This is a genomic window from Pseudoalteromonas sp. ABV4_021 (genome assembly GCF_056159365.1).
This window is the reverse complement of the sequence record NZ_JBSWVB010000002.1, coordinates 1,307,828-1,329,928: the sequence shown is the minus strand read 5'-3', so window position 1 is coordinate 1,329,928 and position 22,101 is coordinate 1,307,828. Positions and strand designations below refer to the sequence as shown.

The window sequence follows — 22,101 nt, the reverse complement described above, 5'->3', positions numbered from 1 at the left end:
ACCGCATATAAGTGGTAAAATAATGTTAGGTATCCCGCATTTCTCCATAGGTTAAAGCGCGGCTTGTTTGATACAGACAAGATATAAGCACCAATGGCAGCTATAAAGCCCGTCATAGTTATACTAAATGACGTAACAGTACTGACCAAGCCTGTGGTATTGTTTGTTGAAATGTTGGGGAATAAAGATGTGCCAGTGGTATAGGTGATTAGCCAGTACAGACCTAACAAAGCAGGTATGAGAAGTATGGAAGCAGACCATATTACTATTGCTGACTTTGTTATTTCTTTATCTGTTAACTGGCGCATGATTACACTTATTTCTCTGTTTCATACGTTTCAACTTGCTTTAACTTAGGCCATTCTTGGCATGACGTTGTGGCAGATATTCTATCCCCTAAGCTTGCGATATATGCATCGTAAGCTTCGATAACTAACTGATTTCCGTAACGCTTATCTTTAACTTGATGTTCTATTGATGCTTTAAGGTATGGGTTAATATAATCGAAAATAATAGCAGACTTGTCTAAAAAATAATCTTTTATATTTTCTTGTAGACTGTTACGTTTGGCCCTTAAGTGGACCTCGGTGAATTCCTTGTCATTTTTGTCGGATTCAATCAACTTTAAAAGTGGTTCGATGTCTTTTTCGATGCCTTTTTTGCTTCCAGTCCTTTTAATCGTTAACCCTATTTCAACATTACTGTCTGACGTGTTGCTGGTTAATAATCCTGATAAGATACCTCCCATAGCGGTGCTACCATTTAGTATGACGCTCGCCTGTGAAATAAGTTTCAACTTGCTAACAGATTCTTTACCAACTTCATTTTGGAGGGGAATTATTCGCAACTGGTAGTTTTCTATGCCTTCGCCATATATTCCGTTTATAACTTCATTTAAATAGTATTGAAGGTCATCTACTGACGCACCTCCAAGTGACGATGTAACGCCGAGTATTGGCTTCTTGTCATCAAAGTGTACATAGGTAACCTTTTCCAAACTGTCACCATCATCTAGCACATCGTCCAAATCCTTGATAACACCGGAGCCTTTGTTCAAGCTTCGATAGTTGGCTAAGGATGCCGGGACCATTAGGTAGTATATATCGGAATATGCCGCAGCCTTAGCAAAGTATAACTTCTTAGATGTGCTCTCATTGAACTTTTCAAGAGACGCCTTATTCTTTTGATAGGAACAGTAGCAATCAACAATATCCGCAATACAGATGTTGCTAACCTGTCCCGATTTCTTAAAGGTGATAGTGTACGTAAAGTAATTTAACTTCATGGTTTAAATTGCAATCCATGGCTAGAAATTCCGAGTTCCTTACTATAACCTTAGCAACACCAAAAGGTCAAAGAAAACCAATGTGGGGTAAGGCCTTGCATTGTGCAACCCTAATCAAAATTCCGCAGACAACTCCTCCCCCACTTCTATCACGCCTAAAAAATAACCAATTAATGATTTAGGGGCGCCTATGGGTTCCAAGGCGAAAGTGGCCGCGAGCAGTCTGCGGCACCCGCCCCTTGGTCGCCGTCGTCAACGCGACAAAAAGTGAAATTGGCGACAGTTAAAAATTCGATCGCACACTCAACTTTCAAACAACTCTTTAAACCCACAAAAAAAGCAGCCAACCGGCTGCTTTTTATTACATTCTATAACCAAATCAGTTAATGAGGATCGTTAATGAAGTTGGTTAACTCACAGACTGATTTTTTGACTATTTTCACCAACATTTACTAATGGAAGTTGGTTAACTTAGCAAAAAAACAAATCTAATAAACCTATCATTATTAATTAAGTGGGTTAATGAGATTATCTTACGTCAAGTATCGGCCAATTATTTAAGCACCCTCTAACTCTATAGATTGAAGTCTATGTTTTAAGTCTTCCAAGTATTTGTCATTTTTACACAACTCAATCGCCTTAGCTAAATCTGCTTTTGCCAATTCATATTCTTTTTTTGCAAGTAGACACTGACTTCTCAACTCATAATAAATAGAAATTCTATCTTTAGCTCTTGTATCTTCTAATGCTTTTTCTAATGCACTTTCCGCACAACTTAAAGCCATAGCCATATGTTCTTCACCATCGGGAAGTGTACTACTTTGACTAAGCCCCAATAAAGCCTGCGATTTCCGATACAAAGTCCAGTGTGACTCTTGCTCTTTTTGCGAAACCTTTGACAATACACCAAGAGCCTCATCATACTTTTTTGTTATAATATAAGATTTGGCTACAGCTCTAGCGTCGAAAGGTTTAAGCTCAGCCCGAGCAGATAACTTATCGGCAAACATTAAGCTAGCATCAGATAATCTCTTTGAAATTATGCTCCTACCTTGACGAATAGCTGCATCAGAAATATTTGCTAATGCTTCACAGGCACTAACCCACTGCCTCTTAGACACGAACTCAGGTGGTAACTCAAGCATGTCCGGAATACTTTCGGCCAAATCTAAACAGATTTCACTATGGTTATAACTAAAAATAGAAGTGAATGAAACAAATGCCTCGTAGAATTGATCTAAGCCTTCCATACTTGACATCGTTATTAAACTAGCTAATTTTTGAACTTTTTCTGGACTATTTGAGATTTCATTTTTAACACTATAGTAAGATCTTATCCTCGCTATTGCAGCCAAAGAGACCCTGAGAGGCACTACTGAAGAGTCTGATAAAATATCCTTTACAAGCAATTTTATAGAAAGCTCTCCTGCATCTTTAACTCGTGAACTAACTTTATACTGACTTCCTAAATGGGCTATTTGACCATGAATTGCATGCCAATTGGGTTTTAACTTAAGCAGCTCTTCAAAGCACTCTAATGACTGTTCGTGCTTTCCGCATCGCCTTAAAGCTTTTCCCCTATGATGCATTAGCTCTGCTTTGATCTCATCACATTGATATATATTTAAGGCTGATTGGTATTCCTTGGCACAGCTTTCGTAGTAGTCAATTCGAGAGTCTTGAGCAATTAAGTAAGAATAAGACTCTTTAGAGTCGATAATGCACATAACTTCTGCCAACGATAGCTCACCTGTAAACTCTTTGTTATACAGCTCATCGTGGATGGTCTTCTTGTAACTATCTTCAATTTGAAGAAGGCTATATGTTAACCAATCAACTTTGCCATTATGATTGTTTTCTACTTCATCCCTTATCTGTTTCTTAGCCAAATGAACTTGGCGAAGAATACTAGGAGTCATTTCACCAGAGGCTTTGCCTACATATTCAGAAATCGAATTTACCATACAACTCTGATCTACATTCTCTCTAACTGCAATCGCTACCAGATCATGTAACCTTAATATACCAGGTGTGTTGGATTGAACAATTATAGACAAACCTTGAAGGTTATGTAGTTCTAACTTATTAACGAAAAACTCTAAGAAATCGGAATCGTAAAAATTTAGATTTGAATTGGCAATTTTCTGTAATGCTTTAAGTGTAGCAGGAGGGACCTTTTTTAAAATATTACTTATTATTGACTCCCCTTTATGATCTATAATGTCACTAGGTACATCCAAAACATCGCGATAAAACTTATCGTTACTATTACTTTCCTTTGAAATTACCTTTCTTGCTAGGGCTAAGACTAGGGGAGAGAAGCTGCATGCTTTCAAAAATTCATCACACGCCTCACTAATATTGCATGGATTTTCACCAAGTATTTCAATAGCTTGCTTTTTAGGGATATTTGGCTTTGAGATATATAAATTATTATTAGGATCACTTAGCTGAGAACTAAGGACAACAACTCCACCTAAGGAAAACCCAACTTGTAAATCCCTAAAATCATTGTCATTCAATATTCGTTCAATACTATCAATAACTAAGATCGTTTTAGACGAATTAAATGTCTTCACAACATTTATTGGTTTCCCACCACGTGTTCTATGTATGTCACAAAGAGCATACCCATCTATCCAATCATCCCCATTGATCCATAATTGATTATCAAATTTTTGAGTGGACCTATTAACATAATCAATTAAAGCTTGTGTTTTTCCTGAACCGCTCGCACCAGACAAAATACCAATATTTTTTCCACTTTCGAAGTGCTTTTCTAATACGCTGTAGGTGATAGGGTCATGCACATGGTGTTCACAAAGAGGAGCAACTTTATGCGATGGTTTCACACGAGGTAAGTCATATTCTTTATCTAATTTATGAACAAACTCATCAGCGGTTTTTTCCTGAATATCTTCAAGTTTATTTGACAGTGCAATATCCCCTTCATTTTTACTCTTGACGACTTGAGCAACTGTTTCAACAAGATAAACAAACACACTTAACAATATTAACGACCACCCCCAAACTCCATTTGGTTCTGCAAGCGGAATCTGGTATTGAGGAAAAGAGGATTGATTAACTAATATCCAATTTACTATTTCAATCCATAATGGGGGATTTAATAAACCTAATCCTGTAACTAGCAATGGCCAAATAATGAATTTTGCAAGCGAAGGTCTGAAGTATGCAATGATAAAAGAAAAGATCTGTTTAAGCGCTTTGTTTGTATCAATTTTGAACACTAAACTCTCCTTGAAGGGTGTCCCTATTTTTTAGTCGTGTCACTAGTTACTTTTTAAACTTAGTCATTACTTTACAACAAAATTTATTTATAAAACAGATAAATAAAGGAGTTTCATATTTAGTTCTCTAAGCTAGTACGTTGAAAAAAGGAATCATAAACTAACAATCGTTTTAAAATTACACTTGTGAGATAGTAGAGGAATAATGAATAGGGCTTTCAGCTAAACTGCCTGAAATATACATTTAAGTATATCTATATTCTTACCACTATAAAGTTCAAACTTGAATCACCATCAAGGAAATCCGGGTAATTAATCATTACATTCCACTTTAATTGATAAATAGATTGGTCATCTTTCTCCAGCCATTTTTTTCAGATTCGATCAAATTAAACTTTTCCAAAACCCTAAATGCATCGTTGATATACGCATTCCAAGACTGCCTATTCCACTCGGAGATCTGTGTATTCCATTTACGGGTTGCATCAGTCACATCTTTTATTTTTACTCGACTTTCTCGTTTGTTGTGACGCATATATAAATAACAAAGAGCATAAGCCAAAGCTAATCTATTAAATCCCTTTGTCACGTGGTTTATTGCTGATATTACATCCTCAGAAAACCGTATTACTTGTAACTTATTGAATGCTCCAACAATATATAGTGACGCATCGAGTTTTGCTCTTTCGTCTTTAGTAGTTACTATCTCTTGGGTTAGCACACAGCCTAATTTCTTTAAGTTTTCCTCAAAAAAAGTATCGCGAGTTGCAACATCTTTCGAACATAATAAACATGAATCCCCATTTAAAGTGGCAATAGAATGTGGCGTTAACACTTCGCACGACAGACATGGCTTAAGCTCAAAGAGGTCATCCGAAAACGGGCGATCTAAATCATATTTTTCAGAAGGGATCAGACTTAATGTTCTTCGACTATTTTTACTCCAGGTAAAAATTTCAGGAGTTAATTCTGACCTCAAAAAAATCTCAAACAAAGATTTAGTTACCTCTCTGTTTCCCTGCTCAGGAATTAATACATAACTGTTCCACTCATGGCACCAGCAAACGGGTAGGCCATCATATATAGATATATTATTGAAATTAAGTTCTGCAAAGAACTGACTGGTTAGTGAACGACTAACTTCTTTATCTATGCTGTCAGTGTTATTGCTATATAGATCTGGCCCAACAACTCCATAACTTCCATTTTTGACATGGAAAGCTTCAAATATAGCAATACACTTCGATGTCGCTCTGGAATAAGCGACAAAGAACTCCGTATTAGTCATTTTATGATCTGCATAAATAATGATTATAGGACTCTCTAGCCCTCTAAACTTTCCAATGTTTTCAATATTTACACCAGCAGGAACAAGAGATTCGGGTACCCCTAAAAACGTTGGCTTTAATACTGTAATATATGATGGAGGTATCCCATCAGAAATAAGTCGCTCAATAAGTTGCTTAAGCGAATGCTTTGGCGAAGCTACAACTAGCTCCGACAAGGTATCACTTTCATATTCCCTAGGGTTCTGAACAGTGTAACTAGGTTTAGTAAACAGTTTTAATCTGTCGCATACTTTTTTAGGAACTCTTAAGCTATTAGTAAGTGTAAAAGCTTTGATTGAAAGTATTGATTCTAGCCACTCTAAAGAAACTGGGGATTCATATTCAAAAGCTTGTGTCGCATCACACATAACAATTATCTTTTTAGTGTCAAAAACAGATAACAAAGTTTGCCAAACTTCTTTCCAAATAACCTGCCCTTCATCTACAATCAAACAATCGTATTGGTCAAAGAAACCTCCTTTAACTCCAGCCTCAATGCTCTTTGTTACACCTAAATCAGGACCAGTACTCATTACTTCATATGTGTAACTTCCGTTACTAGAAGTACTATTAAGTTTTTCATCGATTTCCCAAGCTAGTTTATGCAAAGTAAATACGTCACAACTTTTTTTGTGTTCAATAAGTTCAGCCCTTAGTTTGTCAGCTAATAACCTATTGTAAGTAATAGTAAGTACTCTCTTATTTAACGAGGAAAGTTTTCTAGCAGCTTGAACTGCAACTACAGTTTTTCCTGAGCCTGGCCAACCATTAACAATCAGCTTATTGCTTGCTATAGCATCATTTACGCACTCATTTTGTTCGTCTGTTAGCTTTAACCAGAGATAATTATCAGAGTTAATACGAGATATCCAACAAGGTGCGGCATCAACTGTAGGGGCTATCATTTCGATTATCTTTTCTAATTGGTACTCAGAAAGTTCAGGTATAAACATACTTTCTTTATGGAATACCATAATATCTATGATTCGCTGACCAAAATTGTGGATGTGTTTTTTGTCAAGAACCAAGCTTATTGCTTTATACTCGTTAAAATCTTGATAACCTGGAGGTATTGACTTTAAAGGTATAACAGACTCAGGAAAACAAAACGCCCTCCCAATGCGCATTTTTATTCCGTTATCTTTGAACCACTTCTGAAGAACAAAAACTCCCCGATTTAGCTGAGATACGGGGTCTATTCTCGAGATCGTTAGCCCTGAATCACGAGAGTAATAATAACCATCCTTGTCATGCTTTAATATTCCTCCCTTTACCTCTATAGCTAGGACTCCTAGATCTTTATTTAAAACCAAAAAATCAACTTCACCAATATAACTTTTATCTTTCAGTACATCAGTTATAAACGAAGATAACCATGGAACACTGTGAATGATATGAAAGGAGTCATCTAACTGCTCTTTTAATAGCCTATAAACCAAAGGCTCTGCGACAGGACTTTCGTTTATTCTTGGAGCACTAGAGGGGTACAATATGGCCATAAATAAGGCTTCCTACCTTTATAATTAAAATTCTTACAAAGTAGTGAGTGATTAATTTGCTCACTACAATTGGACTAACCTTTCAATCGGTTAAAGAAATATTTTTAAGGGTCTTCACGTTCAACCAATGAAACCAATCCGAATAAGTCTCAAACATAATCTTGAGAGTTTGGGCTTTAGATTGGATATTTATTAATTCTTAATTGGTGTGCATCCATTTTTAGACTTGATAAAGCCATTTTTTTACATCATTTAAGTTTACTAAATATAAAGGCCGAGCTTTCGGCTCTCCTTCAAAAGGTTCTTTACTTATAAGGTAATTTTGAAGTGTGTACTCAACCATAGAAGCTCGTACAGTTATATTGAATGTTTTACCGCCTCCATGTTCCATCATTATTACCTTTCTTTGTTCTGATGATAACTCCGGGTGTGTTCCAATAGTCAGTTCAATATTTGTATGCCATGCTTTATCATTGCTACTATCGATATTTGATGTCGCAGAAACTCTAGCTTTTGTAATTCGCCCTAGATGAAAATCTCTAAATTCACCACTTAATTCATCATACGCACGGCAATGCCACCTCAATCCGCTATTTGCTATTGCAAATGGATGAATAGTCCTCTTACTACCTTTAGGAGATGTCATTGAAAAATATTCAATTTCTATTGACTGCTTACCCGAGATTGCTTGAGATACAGCCCTGACTATTTCCGGTTCAGCATTAAACCTTGAACTAGGTCCCAGTTCTAAAGCAGATGAGGACCAAAAGTTTTCTCGGTAAATATTGGCATAATAACTAACGAATAATTCATACTCATTCCATTTTGAATCAGTGTGGTGTGATCGAAAGTTATCTTTAGGCTCAAAGCGCTTCTGAGTTTTGTTATATGCCAAATTGTCAGGATATAGCTCTCGGTAATTCACCATATCTTTAGTTATATTGCCAACTGTCACCCCAAAAAGTTTAGATAAACGAGTTGCATTAACAGCTCCTTCCCAATAAGCAAGAATCTCAATGGCTTTGAAACGGCTTTCTCTAGCTACAGATATGATTACAGGTTTCATTTTATTATTCTTATGTTGTCTGTTTTTGAAATTGAATACTGATGCTTAATCAAATGCTCTTGAGTTATTGCAATGCGATGCTCTCTCAAGTAAAGCAACATATCCATTATTGGTTTCGGGGTCGATGTTGAATTAATACGATTCTTTAACTGCACAGTTTGAGCAACAAATGAGTTTTGCTTATTCAGCTTTTTAAATTCTTCACTAGACAGTTTATGGAGCTCACTCCATTTACAAGGATGAAGAATATCAATTGCTCTAACCTCTGCTATGTTTAATGCCATGTCGAATCCAGCTCCGTCAAAGTCGTAAAAAACACCAATAGGAGTATCATCGGCAAGCTTACCAATAAGCTCTATCAGCGTATTCTGATTTTGACCGTGTCCACGATAGACTATTAATGAGGATTGATATTCTTTTGGTAGTAAAGGGATTAATTCATTCCAATGGGTCATTAATGTCCCATTTTCTATGATTAATAATGATTCAATTTTTGCAGTATCAATTTTTTCAACACTCAAACTAGTGACAACTCCAGAAGGAGTAATAAAACTAGAGTCATCTTTCACTGGTAATGGCAGCCTTTGCGCTCTAGCCATTGAAATTAATTCTTCAAACACACCTCTTTGCGACCATTTATCTTCAGAGGTATCTTCAGAGGACTCCATTCTGTCTTTAGCATCTAAATTAATATTGATAATTGATGAGCCATATAGGTTGTCTCCATATGACTCTAGGGAGCTTAAGTCATCAAACGTGAAGCTAATTTTCTTACCTTTTAATTGACCAACATTAACTTCGTCACATATTTCACGCCACAACTTTGAGTCATTGACCATATTTTTACGTTGTCGCAAGACATCCTGAATCATTCGAACTTTTATTTTATCCATGCTTTACCCTACGAAAGCAGATATCTCTAACAAAGTGATTACCATCAAAAGGCATAAATATTTTTTCATCTAAAGTTAATTTTATCTTTCCTGTTAGTTCTGATTTTTGCGCCTCATAGTGCTCCATTAGACACAACATCCAGTCTTCTGGTTCAGCATCAACTTCAAGTAACTCATGGGCTTTTAAGGCAGTTAGCTCGCTAACCTCACTTTCTTCATTTAATAAAGCATCAAAAAAGAAATCTACATTCTCTTCAAGAGTATCTATATCGCCCTCAATTGTTTCACTGCGTCCATCAGTAACTTCAACCTCTTCATCCTGATTACTATTTATTATTTCTTTTCTAACATTCTGCATAACAGAAGTAGCAATATCCGATAAAACGTCTTCATCAATTGCACTATCAATATCAGCACGGCTATTGATAGTGATTGAATTGATACGATTAAAAGACGGGGGTAAATCAATTACCGAATTTAGATCTGGTGTATAGCTTGGATACTTTTGGTAATGGGTATAAAAGGAATCTATTAATTGGTTAAGACGCTGCGCTTCTTTGTCTTTAATTAATTTCGCGATCATTTCTAGTAAGCGATGAGCTGTCGTACTCAACTCTTTTAAACACTTATCTACATGGCTCTTTAAAGTTTTCATTAGGAGCCTCTCTAACATTAGATCGGCACCCGCCCAATCTCTAATATCAGCAACGCTAAGGCTACTAAAAACTTCATTCAATTTTGCGATTTCATTCTTACAACGTGTGGTTTCTCGTATCCTGATATCAATACTCGAAATAGTGCTAAACTCATTCCCAACTATATGTGCAAAAGATTGAACGGTATCAGTAAGTTCACTCATGATATCTAAAGTAAATTCATGAATTTGATCTTGATATAACAATTTATCTTCTTGGCTTTTATTTTTAGCAAATTGATAATTTTGAATCGCATGCCTTAACTCTTCTATCATTCCAGCGAATGCTTGATGAGTTTCCCTTAATCTATACCGCTTGGTAACATGGTTTAGCAACCTTCTAACCGTACTATGTACCTGCACTCCCATTGAGTCATCAACATAATAAGCTAAATTATTTTTTTGCAACGCCTTAATTGCTGATTCATTTTCAGGAATATCAGCTATTTGACCTCGTTCCATGAAGCAGGAATCGTCAATAGTATTAATGTTTCTATGTAATGCTCCTGTTGCAGATTTAGCTTCATCTTTTCGGCTCATTAAAACATTTCCTTTTGTACTTCATCTTTGGGTTTAGAAGTATCTATTCCTTCAAACTGACAAATAAAATCTAACTGGTCATAAACAAGAGACCACTTGGCCGTCGCAATATAAACTGCACCTGAACCGCCAACACTTATTAGGAAGCCGTGCTCTGTTAAGTACTTTAAAATGCCTCTTAATTTAGATTTAGATTCAGTTGATTTATGATCACGTCTGAGACGATGAGCTATTTCATCTAATTGACTATTCAGTGAAGCAGAATCCTCTATTGCAGCAAGTAATTCAGACTCCAATAAACGATAGCCGGCTTCAATAGGGCGTGAATCTGGATCTGTTCTTCTCACTAACCTAAGCCAAAGTATCAGACCTTCAAAAGAGGCTTGAATTGCTTCAAATTGACGTTTTACATCAGCACGGTGCTTAGGATTAGACAAATCCTTATATGCACAAAAAAAGCCAGCTTTATCTCTTGTTGTAATTATCTTTCTACCTATTTGATGTAGAAACTTTTGAATTGAATTTAAATTCTCATGATCTAACAAATAGCGATAAAGGTCTGGTTGGGAGGCTTCACAAACAACATCACCGTTCAACAGGGCTTCAATGCAACTCTCAAAACGTTCACTCATGAGCTAGCTCCTTCTAACTTTTCACTGGGGCCATTTGATTGCCCAATGTTATTAATCAAAGGGTTCTTTTTATTGCTTTTCCAATCCGTATACCTAAAGACCCCTTTATCTTTAACTAAATGATTCTTAGTTGTGAAATATTTTCTTAGTACCGACGGTGGATTTGGCTGAGCACAGAAAAGCGCAATGTTATGCCTATCCATAAACTTAAATAGAAGTGTTGTATTTTGTGTAGATAGCTTGCCTAGTTCATCTAGTGGCCAATGAATTTTTACATTTTCATCACGACAAAGATATCTAGTCATTCCACAGAAAACAACAATGACGGCCAACATTGAAACCCCTGTACTACTGACATTTTTAAGGTCATTGTCATTTCGAATGTTAACTAATCTGCCGTTTTCTTCTAGCGAGATGTTTATCTCTACTAGCGAGGCTATGTCGCTAGTAACTTTGGATACTTTCAAACTTTCAATAACTGCTGCAAAGGAGTTCAAAAAATCATTACTAGGCAGCTGTCCTCTGTCAAGCTCCTGCCAAGACGACCAGGATGTATTGAAATTCTTTAGATCCTTCCAAACGTCATACTCATTGATTTTTGAAACTAAACTAATTTCAACATTACCTATTGCAGGAAATTCATGTTGAGTATTTATGTTGTTTGCTAATGTTTGGGATACAGAGCTAACTTTCCGATTTAGACTGTCCAAGCTCTGGTAAAAACGTATCACCTGCTCACCAACACTTCTTATTGACTCAATTGTTATCGATGTTACGTCAGGTATAGAAGTATCGATTAGTGTCGCTATATCTTGAATTACCTCTAAGAAAAACTCCTCTTCATGAGGCTCATATTTACTTAGCTCTTTTCGTGAATCATAAAGCTGTAGCCATAATTCATTAATCTTAGTTTTATTATTTGTTTGGCTCAAAAAAGCAACAACATTCTTAACTACTTTGATAATTGAACGCTTTAATCTCAAAGCTTCTGTTACGGAATGGTTCACACTCTCAAATAAAAGAATAGGAGCTTCCGACTCATCAACAACTAGAGGTTGCACATCAACAGGGGCAAGCTCTAACTGAGCATCTATGTTACTTAAGCAACCTTGAGCCGACTCTTCAGATTGTCTTAAAGTCGAAATCTTTTTTGTTAATGAAGATATGTTACTTTCTAAAGTAGCTTTTACACTATCAAAATTTTTCTGATTTGATTCTAACCCTTGCTCAAGATTATTTACTTCAGCAGAGATAGTACTGTCCCGTTTATTGAAGTCATCTATACGAGACCATTCAACCTTTTCCCAACTTTTAAATTCATTTACTAACGCTCTGTAACCTTCAACGCGTTCTAGCTTTTCGAAACTTTCAGCTTTAAGTTTTTTAGCGTCAGATTCCATTTTCGTGTCAATGTTTAAATCTGTTAATAAGGATTTAAATTGCTTTTCTAAGTCATGACATTGCTGCGCTAAAGTATTATTTATCTGAGATATATTTTTGTTAATAACATCCTTACTTTGAAGTGCTTTTTCTTCTTCAAACGAAAATCTCTCTTTCTCCGATAGTATTAGTTCATGAAATTTAGCGGCAATATCTGCAATATTACGTTCAATTGCACTCTCCAATTGCTTAATGTCTTCTGCGACTTTAATTTCTGCTGCTTTTGCATATTTTAATCGTTGAAGCCCATTCGATTTATATATCTCTTTTTGCGTTGCAATAAAGCTTCTTAGTCGGTTTCGCTCATCTTTAATATGCTTTATTTGACGACTAATTTCTTGTTCGGTGTTTTCAAACTCCTTTATCTCATCATTAGCAACTTTTAAACGCTTTTCGAATTGTTTAATTTCATCATCAGCAATGCTTAGGTCGAGCTTAGTAGCTTCTAATTGTTCTGATAAGACTTTATCACTTAGGGCACTTTCTTGATCAGGAAGGTTCTTCAAATCAATAGAAATACCAAAGAAGTTATCAAAATTTTGCGTGTCATAAAGCTCTGGAGACAATTTGGTATTAAGTAAAAGCTCAGGAAGAATGACTTTGCCTATACTTTCTCTCCAAGCTAACCCACTATTATTTAGAAACTCTTTAAGAGACCCAGGTAAAGGGTAACGTTGTCTAGTAATATCATCTAATTTCGACTGGAGGCGTTCTACGTCTTTTTTCTTTTTTGAGTATGAGTTAAGTAAAGCGTCTCTATCCTTACGCTTTAATTTAAATTCCTCTTGTACACGTTCAAATTTAGTTTCACTGACCTCTAAATCAGTTTCAATTTCAGTTAGCCTCTTTTGCTGACTATTAGAAGATTCCATCTCCTCGTCCGTAAGCTTAGTAGCCATCTGACTTGATACACGAGCTTCAACTAGTTTGTCTTGCAACACTAACCGCTGATTTTCCATTGACTTTTTATACCGCTCTTGCTCTTGTATTTTTTCCTTTTCAAAAGCATTAATTTTATCGTTAGACTTCTTCTCATTTGAGTGCAAATCATTATCGATGAGATGTATTTTTTCTTTTAATTCCTGAGCCTTTTTGCTAGCTTTTTCTTTTAATTTAAGCTTATTTAATTCATGTTCATCTTTTTCTTTTTTAACGGAGTTCAAGAGATTGTCATAATGCGCTGAAGCAACCTTATATTCGTTACGGTAATCCTCAAGTTGCTCAAGTTCGGCTTCTTTTTGACTTACATTTTCTTCATCCCATTTATCCCTTTGAAGATAAAGGTTGTCTAAATGCTCCTTTACAGTTTTCAGCTCAATTTTATTAGCACTTAGAGTTTCATTTAACTGCTCTCGTTTGCGGATATAAACATTGTGTTTTTCTGTTAACTCCTGTTCCAAAGCCTCTTTGCTTTTTGATTTAGCGTTAATTTCCTCGTTACATTCAATCAATAAACTATTGAGTTGTGATTTGTATGAAATGAGTCGCCCCCATACTTCATACAAATTATTATATTCACTAATGGCTTTTGAAAATTTTTCGTTATGACTATTTAGTTCAATCAGAGATTTAAGATCATTTATCAGTTCACCATTTTTTTTGTTAAATGGAACTTCTCCAATATCTAATTGCTCTACTAAAAAACTATCGACAACCATTGTTTTGAATTGCTCCAACAGTCTGTCATGTTTCATTAATACTGAAGTGAGAGATTCAATGTGTTGCATATGAGTTTCTGTTGAACATAATGAAAACTCATATGCATCTACAGAAAGAGAAGCCCCTTTAGAGCGACGAATTTTAAGCCTTTTAAGGTCGTTTTGAATTATTGCTCGATAGTCTATTGTTGTATCTATCTGCTTGCTTACTAAAGCATTGATAGACACATAGTCTTTAAGCCAGCTTTTAACCTCTTTACATTCTTTCAGCTGTATTTTAGCGTCATCACTAAACAATATTTCATCAGCAGCTCCACGAACAAAACGATATGCAAAACTTTTATCGGTTTTTCTATACATAACCGCACAGCATGTTTGTCCTAAACGAATGTATTCAAAAACCACCATAGATTGATAACGTGGTAAATAAAAATCTAAAAATGATTTTTTACTTCCTGCTTTTTGAATCAACTTATCTGGAGATAACCCATAAAAAACAGGAATTAGGTTTAATGAAGTGGTCTTTCCTGCACCATTATCACCAGTATTGTTAGTATGGCCTTCACAGCCAATTCTAGTTAATTTCCCTTTAAAATATGAATCGGAAAGATAAATAGCTATTAACCCGTTCTTCATAAATTTCCTTAGCTGATTAAAAACACAATAAACATATACACCAAATCAGTATACATCGAAACAATATATATAAAACCTGTTTATTTTTACAGCTAAATTAATATTTCTGCAATTAAATCAACCTAAACGCTTTAGTAAAATTTTTAGGGTGTTGATGAAATCTGATATGCCCTTTCGCATTCAATCGTTTTCGTGTTTGTCTAAATGGTGGTGTGATATATCCCCAGTTGCCAACTCTTGAAAAATAAATGACGTAATCAATTTTTGCGTCCCCCCATTTATTTTCTACAAGGATTTCTTCATCGTTTGTTTCAACAGATTTAACTTGGATACGATAGAAGTCATCACCATCAGAGATAACAAAATCGGTTTTTAAACCATGATCTATCATAGGAAGAAAAACATCCCAGCCATCATTAAGTAACCAGCTTGCTGCTAGAGTTTCATAAGAAAGGCTTTTGTAATGTTTTAAAGATTGATTTGCTGGAGTTGAGTTTTTTACAGGCATAGTTATATCCGATATAAATTAATGCCGCAGGCCAGTAGGGACCTCTATATGCTGCGAACCCGGTATCGTTATCGATTACCGCCAATTTAATATCACCATACAACCTAAGGTTTGTATCTAATAGAAAGGCTGCCGACCTTGCAATTTCCCGTAACGGGTATTATGCATAAATACTATTATCAGACAGTATTGCCTGTGATAAAGCTCACTTCTAAATTAGCAAAACATAATACTTATCTCAAGAATTTTATCGGGTATGAATAGCACGCCCTAAGCTAAGTTCTCAGTTATGAAAAATCACCCCGCTCTATTTGATTGAGAAGGCTTACTATTGCTTCAAAATCACTGTCTAAGCATTCTTCCGGGGTCTTTCCGTTAAGTTGCCACTTAGGCTTGCCTAACCAATTTAAAACTCGTTCTGGGGTATCGTATAGCTTTAAAAGCCTTTCCTTTAGTTCAGGAAACTCAGCTAAGGTTTGTTCTAATAATATCTCTGGTTTCATATTAAACTCCTTCAAAAACGATTAGTTTGAGCAGCTAATTAGGAAGCTATTTATACAATGCACCCTAAAACTCAATTATTGTTTCTAAACCTTTCTCGACGCTCTAAAGCCGGCGGTAGCGAACTATAAAGCCAAGCTTTGTCATGTTTGTACAACCACATGTAAGAGGCTGATATTAATTTTTTTATGCTATTTCTAGTGCAATTTGGATTAGCCTCCATAAATTGTTTTATGTTATTTCTATGCATGATTTGTGATTTCAAAAAGCGTAATCTTTTCCTATATGGAACAAGAGTCGAGTATTTGCGTAATACCTGCTCTATTGCACCGACAGACAAGTTGAACTTACTAGCAATATCTGACGTTTTTTTTCCTAAAGCCAATGCCCTGAGAATGGCCTTCTCCGTTGAGGGAAATACTTTGCTTGGGCGGGTGCTAATATTAAAACCGGAACGTTGTGCAAGTATCTTTATACTGGAAACACTCATACCAACAACTTTAGAAATTGATCGAAGACTATCCCCCTTTTTTAACATATCTATGGCTATATCACTTAACTGAAGGTTTCTTTTGGGATTTGAAATCGAATCTTTAGCAAGCAGTATATTCTCTACTGGTTTTTTGACTTCAGAGATAAAGGAAGACCAATTGCCAAATAATGCTTCAATTAAAACAACATGCTTTAAAGGGTGATGATTGGAATTAGCTAAATAGAATAAAGATTGAGGATAACGACCTTTCGATAGCTGTGAAAGCAAATAAATATATGCCCTATCAGAAGGCATGATTTGTGTTAAATGCTTATAAATATAGCTGCTAAGCTGTTTGAACCTAATCCGCTTACCGATGGTTATAAACCCTAAATCGTTAAGCCGTCGATAATAACTCTTTTGTATGTCAGCAATTATCAAGTTTTGCTCAGAAGCTATAGTCATACTTTGAATAATTCTTGAATAGCGCTCTTCGACTGAACCCGAAGAACGCTCGATAAATGCTTCAGGCATAATTGGTGAAGATTTCACCCGTCTTATTGTATGTAACGCTTCATGATGGATAGGGCATACTGTGACCCCCGTTATTTGATGGTGCATGTGCCAAAAAGGGAAACCATATTTTTCAATATCCTCAGAAATACAGTGCCGACAACAAAAAAAACTGTCTCCAGGAGTTAACCGGTTAGCAACAGCACCTAACTGGGACTGCAAACTTTTTGTCGTACCGCTAGCTAGACTTTTCCATAAGTTGCGCTTGAGATCATTTGGTAAAAAACTCGCATAATAGTTATAAGGTGTCATTTGAGTTATTAAATAGTCCAAAGGGGTACGTGTTACATGAGAAAGTTTTGGAAGATAAGAAGGAAATTCATTAAATGCTCTACCTTCTTTTACACCCAAAGCCTTCATTGTTCTGTCCCTGAAGCTATGATAGCCCGACATCAAATGATAGCGGCTAACCCAACTATAAATAGTTTCTCCAGGAGCTGGGTTGGGAAAAAATGTGAATTGATTAGCGCGACTCATATATTTTTTCCCAGCCTCCGCACTTAAATGTTCGGAATATTATCCAGCTCACCATACATTGCACGAATCAATACTAGGTGGACTATCGGCGAAAGAAACGCACTATCATTAAACGCCGCTTGATATAGAGATAATGCAGATGACCGTTTAACCGAGTGCCCCTCTTTAGCATTAGTAAAAAACAATGAGTAAAGTCGTGGATCAAACTTATTATCAACAAATTCTTGCCCTTCCTCGACTATGCGACGTTCTTTTAACTTTAAAACACCTTGGCGCTCTCCTATGCCAAGCCAATCTCGATAAGCTTTTTGCAACTTACGCAATGTCAGCGAACTATTTTCACCGTTAAGTAGCTTAAAGGCGGTCTGCTGAACCCAATCGGCATCTTCATCCCTAAAGTTATAAATTGCAGAAATTGGTGTAGCACACTTGTTGCAGTGATCGTCACTTGAGGGTGTTTTAATAAGTTCTAACTTTTGCCAGTTGTTGCCACAGCCAAGACATCCACCTTTAAGTGCATTACCATGCTTTTGACAGTAGCTTGCTCCCGGTAATTGATGCTCAAGGTGAAAATATGGAAAACCGCGAGCTTCAAAATCTTCATCTACACAAACGCTACAATAACGCCATGTCATGGTGTTGCGAATAACACGATGCACCGGCGGCATCAAACAAACCTTGCTGTTATCATCAAGCTCGTGTTGCAAAGGCAAAAATGGGTTATATAGATTTACCAGAGTATGTCGCTCAATAAATTCAGATATCTCACTAGCACCCTGCCAGTGTTTTGCTATGTCACGATAACTTTCGCGCCATACGACACCAGGTGTTAATGACTTTGAATCTAGCGAAATGTCAAACGTTGCATCACCGATGGATTTGTATGAAGAATATAAATATAACCTTCCTAGTGGCCCCAAAATATGCTCATCAGGCATGATATCAATATTAGCCAATACGGCCTTTCTCGCTATCATAATGAGACTCCCAACTGGGCTATCAAGTCATCTTTCGGAAGGCCTTTCAAGTTTCGCATATCACCAAGTGGCATATAATCTTGTTCGATATCCTCAAACTCTAAGACTTCGCCATCATCCGCACCTTTCTTTCGAGCTAGTTTTTCGTGAAATGCAATATCTCTGGCTATAGCATCCTCAATGGCCTTATCTGTCGGGCACTTAAACTCACCTTCAGGTAAAATGTCTTCAAATCCCAGATCATTTCCCGTGGCAAGTGAAAGCAGCGCATTATGAATTAAGTCAAATTGATCTTGGTAGACCTCTTCTAAAAGCTCAATCGACAAGACTTCTTCGCCAGATTCAATCGCTTGCTCATACGACAAACGCATCAAACGTGCTGTCATAGCAGGCAACCCTGCGGTTAACTCATAAACTCGCCTCATAAATGGTACGTCAAACTCAAATTCTCCATTCAATAAACTCGGATAGTAGAAACCTTTTAGAAATATATCCCAATAAGATGGCTCATCATTTTTTAAGCTCTCTAAATCATCCTTAATTGGATCAAAATTGAATTTGCGTGACGAACTCAGACGTCTTGTAGTACTCATCGTGGTATTAAACAAAGGGCGAGCTTTTGGTGTACCTGCAACGATTAATGGCACTCCCACCGAATTAAAGAAGTCATCAATAAATTCTAAAGTCGAATAGTCATCTTTGTTACAATCATTCGAGGCACAGCGCTGGATCTCATCAATAAAAACCATTCCTAGGGAGTGATTCAAGGCAATCTTTTTCGCCTCTTGGATCAATACAGGTATTGCAATGCTTTTCCCTTTCCATTCATCGTAATACTTTGTACCTATGGCCTCGTCAATTGCGTTAAAAAAACTTAAGACAAACCCTCTTCTCGTTTTAGTCACTGGTGCCTGGAACTCAACGAAAACAATCTGGTCAAGCATTAGTCGTTGATCTTTGTACTGAGTATGCTTTAAGACTTTAGGAAGCAAGGATAAGCATTTTCTTACCGCCAATGTCTTTCCTGTGCCGGGAACTCCGATAATAGATATGCATTTAGAAAGGTTCATACTTGCTGAAATCTGATAGCTTTTCTCAACAGAGGCTTTATGTTGTTCAGCCTTCATTTCAACTGACAAGGGGTTGCGATGCAAATAACCAGTCAATATGTTCTTCAGAATCGTCTTATAGAGCGTATACAGCTCAGGGTGGACGGTATAAGTTAGATCTACTAACTCAACACTAAGCTCCCGCTCGAAATCACTTATTTCTGCACAATCCTCACTAATAACTCTGTGAGTTAGATCGCTAGCAAAACATTGTAACGAAAGTGCAGGTTCAATTGCTTCGATTAGCGGATTCCCTTGAAAACTGGTAATTTTGTATGGTTTATATTCTGCTTCTTTGATTTTCATTATTCTGCACCTCCGTACATCTCAGCTAATTTCTGTTTGGTGTTTTTTCCTAAAATTGGCATAGTAAAAGATTTAGGTGTTACTTCTAGCTGCCCATCATTTCCAACGCTCAAGATGTCTCTAAAGAGTTGGGCTGTTGCGTTGTCCTGCATTTGCTTTTGAATATAAGCCATCGTCGAGATATGTTGCTTGGGTGCCTTAGTTACGTTTCCAGTCCCTTTCAGGCGTTCTTTTGCTGCTCGCGTCAACTCAGACGTCGCGTCAAGTTGCTGCATACGCGCCTCACGCTCTCGCACTTGTTGAATCGCGCGTTCTTTGTCATATAATTTCAATCGATGTAAAGCATCAAACCAGGTACGATTACGATATATTTCAGAATGATCATTTAAAGTAGCAGCGTATATTTTCCCCTCGTGGCGATACCAAATTCGATTTGTATCGGCATCAAAGTAACGCACATCCAAGGTTTTAACTGCTCTTGATTTACTGTCGGTTAGCCATCCTTCTGATTTAGCAAACGGGCAAGAATAATAAAGACCCTTAAACTTGATACCACGCGAGGTGGTAGCTGCCCTACCTGAAGGTAGTAAGGCAAATAGGTATTGTTCTTTTGCAAAGCGTTTACCACGGCCATTATTCATGTAATGCTCCATGCCAAAATTCCATACAGCTAACGAGGTTGACGGAATCCCTTCTTCAGACATGACTTGGTCGTGAATGTTGTTTTTAAATACCTCATTGTTTCGAATCAATGTCTGCATGATCAGCAAACGCATAAATTCGTCATACGTATAAGTTGCGAAATTGGATGCATGCGGTTCGCCCCGCTCAGGCAAGCGTTCAACATAGCCGGGCATGAATTGAATAACGTCTTTTTTATCAATTTCAAATCCTCCCTCAACTCCGCCTTTGCTTTTACCACTGTAGATTGCGGTATAGTTTATGCAGTCGACGCCCAATTTCTCGTCAAGCAAATTCGCCATATTTTCTTTCGGAAATTCGACACCATTATCAATAGTCAACTCATTGCACGATACGTCGCATGGCCATTGCCAGGGCTCAATATGAACCCCGTATCGTTTACAAAACTCAACCTTGTCGGTGAAGGCGTTATACAAAGCTTGCATTACACCCACCCAATTAGGCCCCCCAATGCCCACATGAAAACCAGCAACCATGCCGGAATAGACACAACTTACACGGTAAGTTACTGGTCTCCCTGAAGACAGGCGTTGCTCAGTGAAATAAGGAAAAATGAGATATACATCCTCCCTAGTCGCATCAATTTCATATCTGAATGACGGTCCTGGCACGCCATCTCTTGCACGGCCAAAACGGCTTTCGTATTCCTTTAAAAAGTGCTTATCACCATTCTTACGCCAGACGAACGTGCGGTCTTTTTCTAGCTTTTTAGTAAATGCATAGTATTGAGAAAAGCTAATGCTCTCTGACTGAAGTAGCGGTATGCGCCGTGTCGTTTCGTCACCGTTCTCGTTTACAGTCGCCACTTCTTCGCTTTGATAGTAAAAATCAAATAACCGATACTGTTGGGTGTAATTGAACCGATTGAATAATTTTTTCCCGAGCTTTCTTAAAAACTCTCTGATGTTGTCTTCATCCTGGGGCAGCCTGTTTCGATATTCTGTATACTCCGCTGGCCTACCACGCTTTTTAAGACTTTCATGCGTTTGTTTAACAGGTTGATAATTGCAACCGCAATAGCGGTAATTGGGGTACATGGCTGCTTTGCATTTACCCCGAAAGAAGTATTGTGCTAACAAACGAGATATCTGCACGGTAGCAACGCCAGTTTCCAGGCTGATTTGCTTAATGTGCTTATTAGCTTGCCCTTTTTCGTATAAATAGTCGTAAAGCTTTTCGCTATCTTCTAAGATAGGCTTAATCAATTCATAATTATCATTGGCAGCCTGCGTCCGTTCTTGGATAAAGGTATCTCTTTCCATCTTTGGGAGGTTCTTTGGGACGTAAAGACCATTTTCATACTCCGCCCGTACCACTTGATAATCATAGTTACTAATTGTCGATTGAAACTCTCCAAACGACATCACGTCTGGTTTACTTTGCTGCCGTCGAGGACGCACTGGTGAGGCCTTTGGGGAAGCTGAAAGTGACTTTCGACGATGCGGGACTTTATTCAAATCATAAAATGCGAGTTTTCCTGCTGCATTATTCACATCAACAATTAGGTAATTGATCGAGTCATTTTCGGTTCGAACAATTGAATGACGTTGAAACATA

The 22,101-nt window shown here is 37.0% G+C and carries 14 protein-coding genes; all 14 read right to left on the bottom strand.

The window, feature by feature from the left end:
- Positions 1-316: 316 nt before the first annotated feature.
- Positions 317-1,285, bottom strand: coding sequence for a hypothetical protein (locus ACXAFE_RS20105; RefSeq protein WP_475157101.1), 969 nt, complete (start codon positions 1,283-1,285; stop codon positions 317-319).
- 557 nt (positions 1,286-1,842) lie between these two features.
- Positions 1,843-4,533, bottom strand: a complete 2,691-nt coding sequence (locus ACXAFE_RS20100; protein ID WP_395390199.1) for a tetratricopeptide repeat protein — start codon at positions 4,531-4,533, stop codon at positions 1,843-1,845.
- 331 nt (positions 4,534-4,864) lie between these two features.
- Entirely contained in the window at positions 4,865-7,360 is a 2,496-nt protein-coding gene (locus ACXAFE_RS20095; RefSeq protein ID WP_395390198.1) for a nuclease-related domain-containing DEAD/DEAH box helicase, read from the bottom strand.
- Positions 7,361-7,580: 220 nt separating this feature from the next.
- On the bottom strand, positions 7,581-8,426 hold the full coding sequence (locus ACXAFE_RS20090; RefSeq protein WP_395390197.1) for a helix-turn-helix transcriptional regulator: 846 nt from the start codon (positions 8,424-8,426) through the stop codon (positions 7,581-7,583).
- A complete protein-coding gene (locus tag ACXAFE_RS20085) occupies positions 8,423-9,319 on the bottom strand; it encodes a DUF7281 domain-containing protein (RefSeq protein ID WP_395390196.1) in 897 nt (298 codons plus the stop codon). Before ACXAFE_RS20085 ends, ACXAFE_RS20090 begins: the two co-directional genes overlap by 4 nt.
- On the bottom strand, positions 9,312-10,553 hold the full coding sequence (locus tag ACXAFE_RS20080) for a hypothetical protein (protein WP_395390195.1): 1,242 nt from the start codon (positions 10,551-10,553) through the stop codon (positions 9,312-9,314). Before ACXAFE_RS20080 ends, ACXAFE_RS20085 begins: the two co-directional genes overlap by 8 nt.
- Positions 10,553-11,185, bottom strand: a complete 633-nt coding sequence (locus ACXAFE_RS20075) for a condensin complex protein MksE (RefSeq protein ID WP_395390194.1) — start codon at positions 11,183-11,185, stop codon at positions 10,553-10,555. Before ACXAFE_RS20075 ends, ACXAFE_RS20080 begins: the two co-directional genes overlap by 1 nt.
- Entirely contained in the window at positions 11,182-14,919 is a 3,738-nt protein-coding gene (locus ACXAFE_RS20070) for an ATP-binding protein (RefSeq protein WP_395390193.1), read from the bottom strand. The genes ACXAFE_RS20075 and ACXAFE_RS20070 overlap by 4 nt, the downstream gene beginning before the upstream one ends.
- Before the next feature lie 112 nt (positions 14,920-15,031).
- A complete protein-coding gene (locus tag ACXAFE_RS20065) occupies positions 15,032-15,427 on the bottom strand; it encodes a PDDEXK-like family protein (protein WP_395390192.1) in 396 nt (131 codons plus the stop codon).
- Positions 15,428-15,714: 287 nt separating this feature from the next.
- Positions 15,715-15,930 (bottom strand): hypothetical protein, encoded by a 216-nt coding sequence (locus ACXAFE_RS20060; RefSeq protein ID WP_395390191.1) that lies wholly within the window; start codon positions 15,928-15,930, stop codon positions 15,715-15,717.
- A 71-nt stretch (positions 15,931-16,001) separates the two neighbouring features.
- Positions 16,002-17,450, bottom strand: a complete 1,449-nt coding sequence (locus ACXAFE_RS20055; protein ID WP_395390190.1) for a TnsD family Tn7-like transposition protein — start codon at positions 17,448-17,450, stop codon at positions 16,002-16,004.
- A 23-nt stretch (positions 17,451-17,473) separates the two neighbouring features.
- Positions 17,474-18,427: a TniQ family protein gene (locus ACXAFE_RS20050; RefSeq protein ID WP_475157082.1), complete on the bottom strand. Its 954-nt coding sequence runs from the start codon at positions 18,425-18,427 to the stop codon at positions 17,474-17,476.
- On the bottom strand, positions 18,424-19,842 hold the full coding sequence (locus ACXAFE_RS20045) for an AAA family ATPase (protein ID WP_475157078.1): 1,419 nt from the start codon (positions 19,840-19,842) through the stop codon (positions 18,424-18,426). Before ACXAFE_RS20045 ends, ACXAFE_RS20050 begins: the two co-directional genes overlap by 4 nt.
- Positions 19,842-22,100 (bottom strand): hypothetical protein, encoded by a 2,259-nt coding sequence (locus ACXAFE_RS20040; protein WP_395390187.1) that lies wholly within the window; start codon positions 22,098-22,100, stop codon positions 19,842-19,844. The genes ACXAFE_RS20045 and ACXAFE_RS20040 overlap by 1 nt, the downstream gene beginning before the upstream one ends.
- Position 22,101: the final 1 nt, after the last annotated feature.

Coding starts and splice junctions, on each gene's coding strand:
- ACXAFE_RS20095 (WP_395390198.1), bottom strand. CDS start 7,360: ATGGCCATATTGTACCCCTCTAGTGCTCCAAGAATAAACGAAAGTCCT.
- ACXAFE_RS20045 (WP_475157078.1), bottom strand. CDS start 19,842: ATGAAAATCAAAGAAGCAGAATATAAACCATACAAAATTACCAGTTTT.
- ACXAFE_RS20070 (WP_395390193.1), bottom strand. CDS start 14,919: ATGAAGAACGGGTTAATAGCTATTTATCTTTCCGATTCATATTTTAAA.
- ACXAFE_RS20105 (WP_475157101.1), bottom strand. CDS start 1,285: ATGAAGTTAAATTACTTTACGTACACTATCACCTTTAAGAAATCGGGA.
- ACXAFE_RS20060 (WP_395390191.1), bottom strand. CDS start 15,930: ATGAAACCAGAGATATTATTAGAACAAACCTTAGCTGAGTTTCCTGAA.
- ACXAFE_RS20050 (WP_475157082.1), bottom strand. CDS start 18,427: ATGATAGCGAGAAAGGCCGTATTGGCTAATATTGATATCATGCCTGAT.
- ACXAFE_RS20090 (WP_395390197.1), bottom strand. CDS start 8,426: ATGAAACCTGTAATCATATCTGTAGCTAGAGAAAGCCGTTTCAAAGCC.
- ACXAFE_RS20040 (WP_395390187.1), bottom strand. CDS start 22,100: ATGTTTCAACGTCATTCAATTGTTCGAACCGAAAATGACTCGATCAAT.
- ACXAFE_RS20065 (WP_395390192.1), bottom strand. CDS start 15,427: ATGCCTGTAAAAAACTCAACTCCAGCAAATCAATCTTTAAAACATTAC.
- ACXAFE_RS20080 (WP_395390195.1), bottom strand. CDS start 10,553: ATGAGCCGAAAAGATGAAGCTAAATCTGCAACAGGAGCATTACATAGA.
- ACXAFE_RS20075 (WP_395390194.1), bottom strand. CDS start 11,185: ATGAGTGAACGTTTTGAGAGTTGCATTGAAGCCCTGTTGAACGGTGAT.
- ACXAFE_RS20085 (WP_395390196.1), bottom strand. CDS start 9,319: ATGGATAAAATAAAAGTTCGAATGATTCAGGATGTCTTGCGACAACGT.
- ACXAFE_RS20055 (WP_395390190.1), bottom strand. CDS start 17,450: ATGAGTCGCGCTAATCAATTCACATTTTTTCCCAACCCAGCTCCTGGA.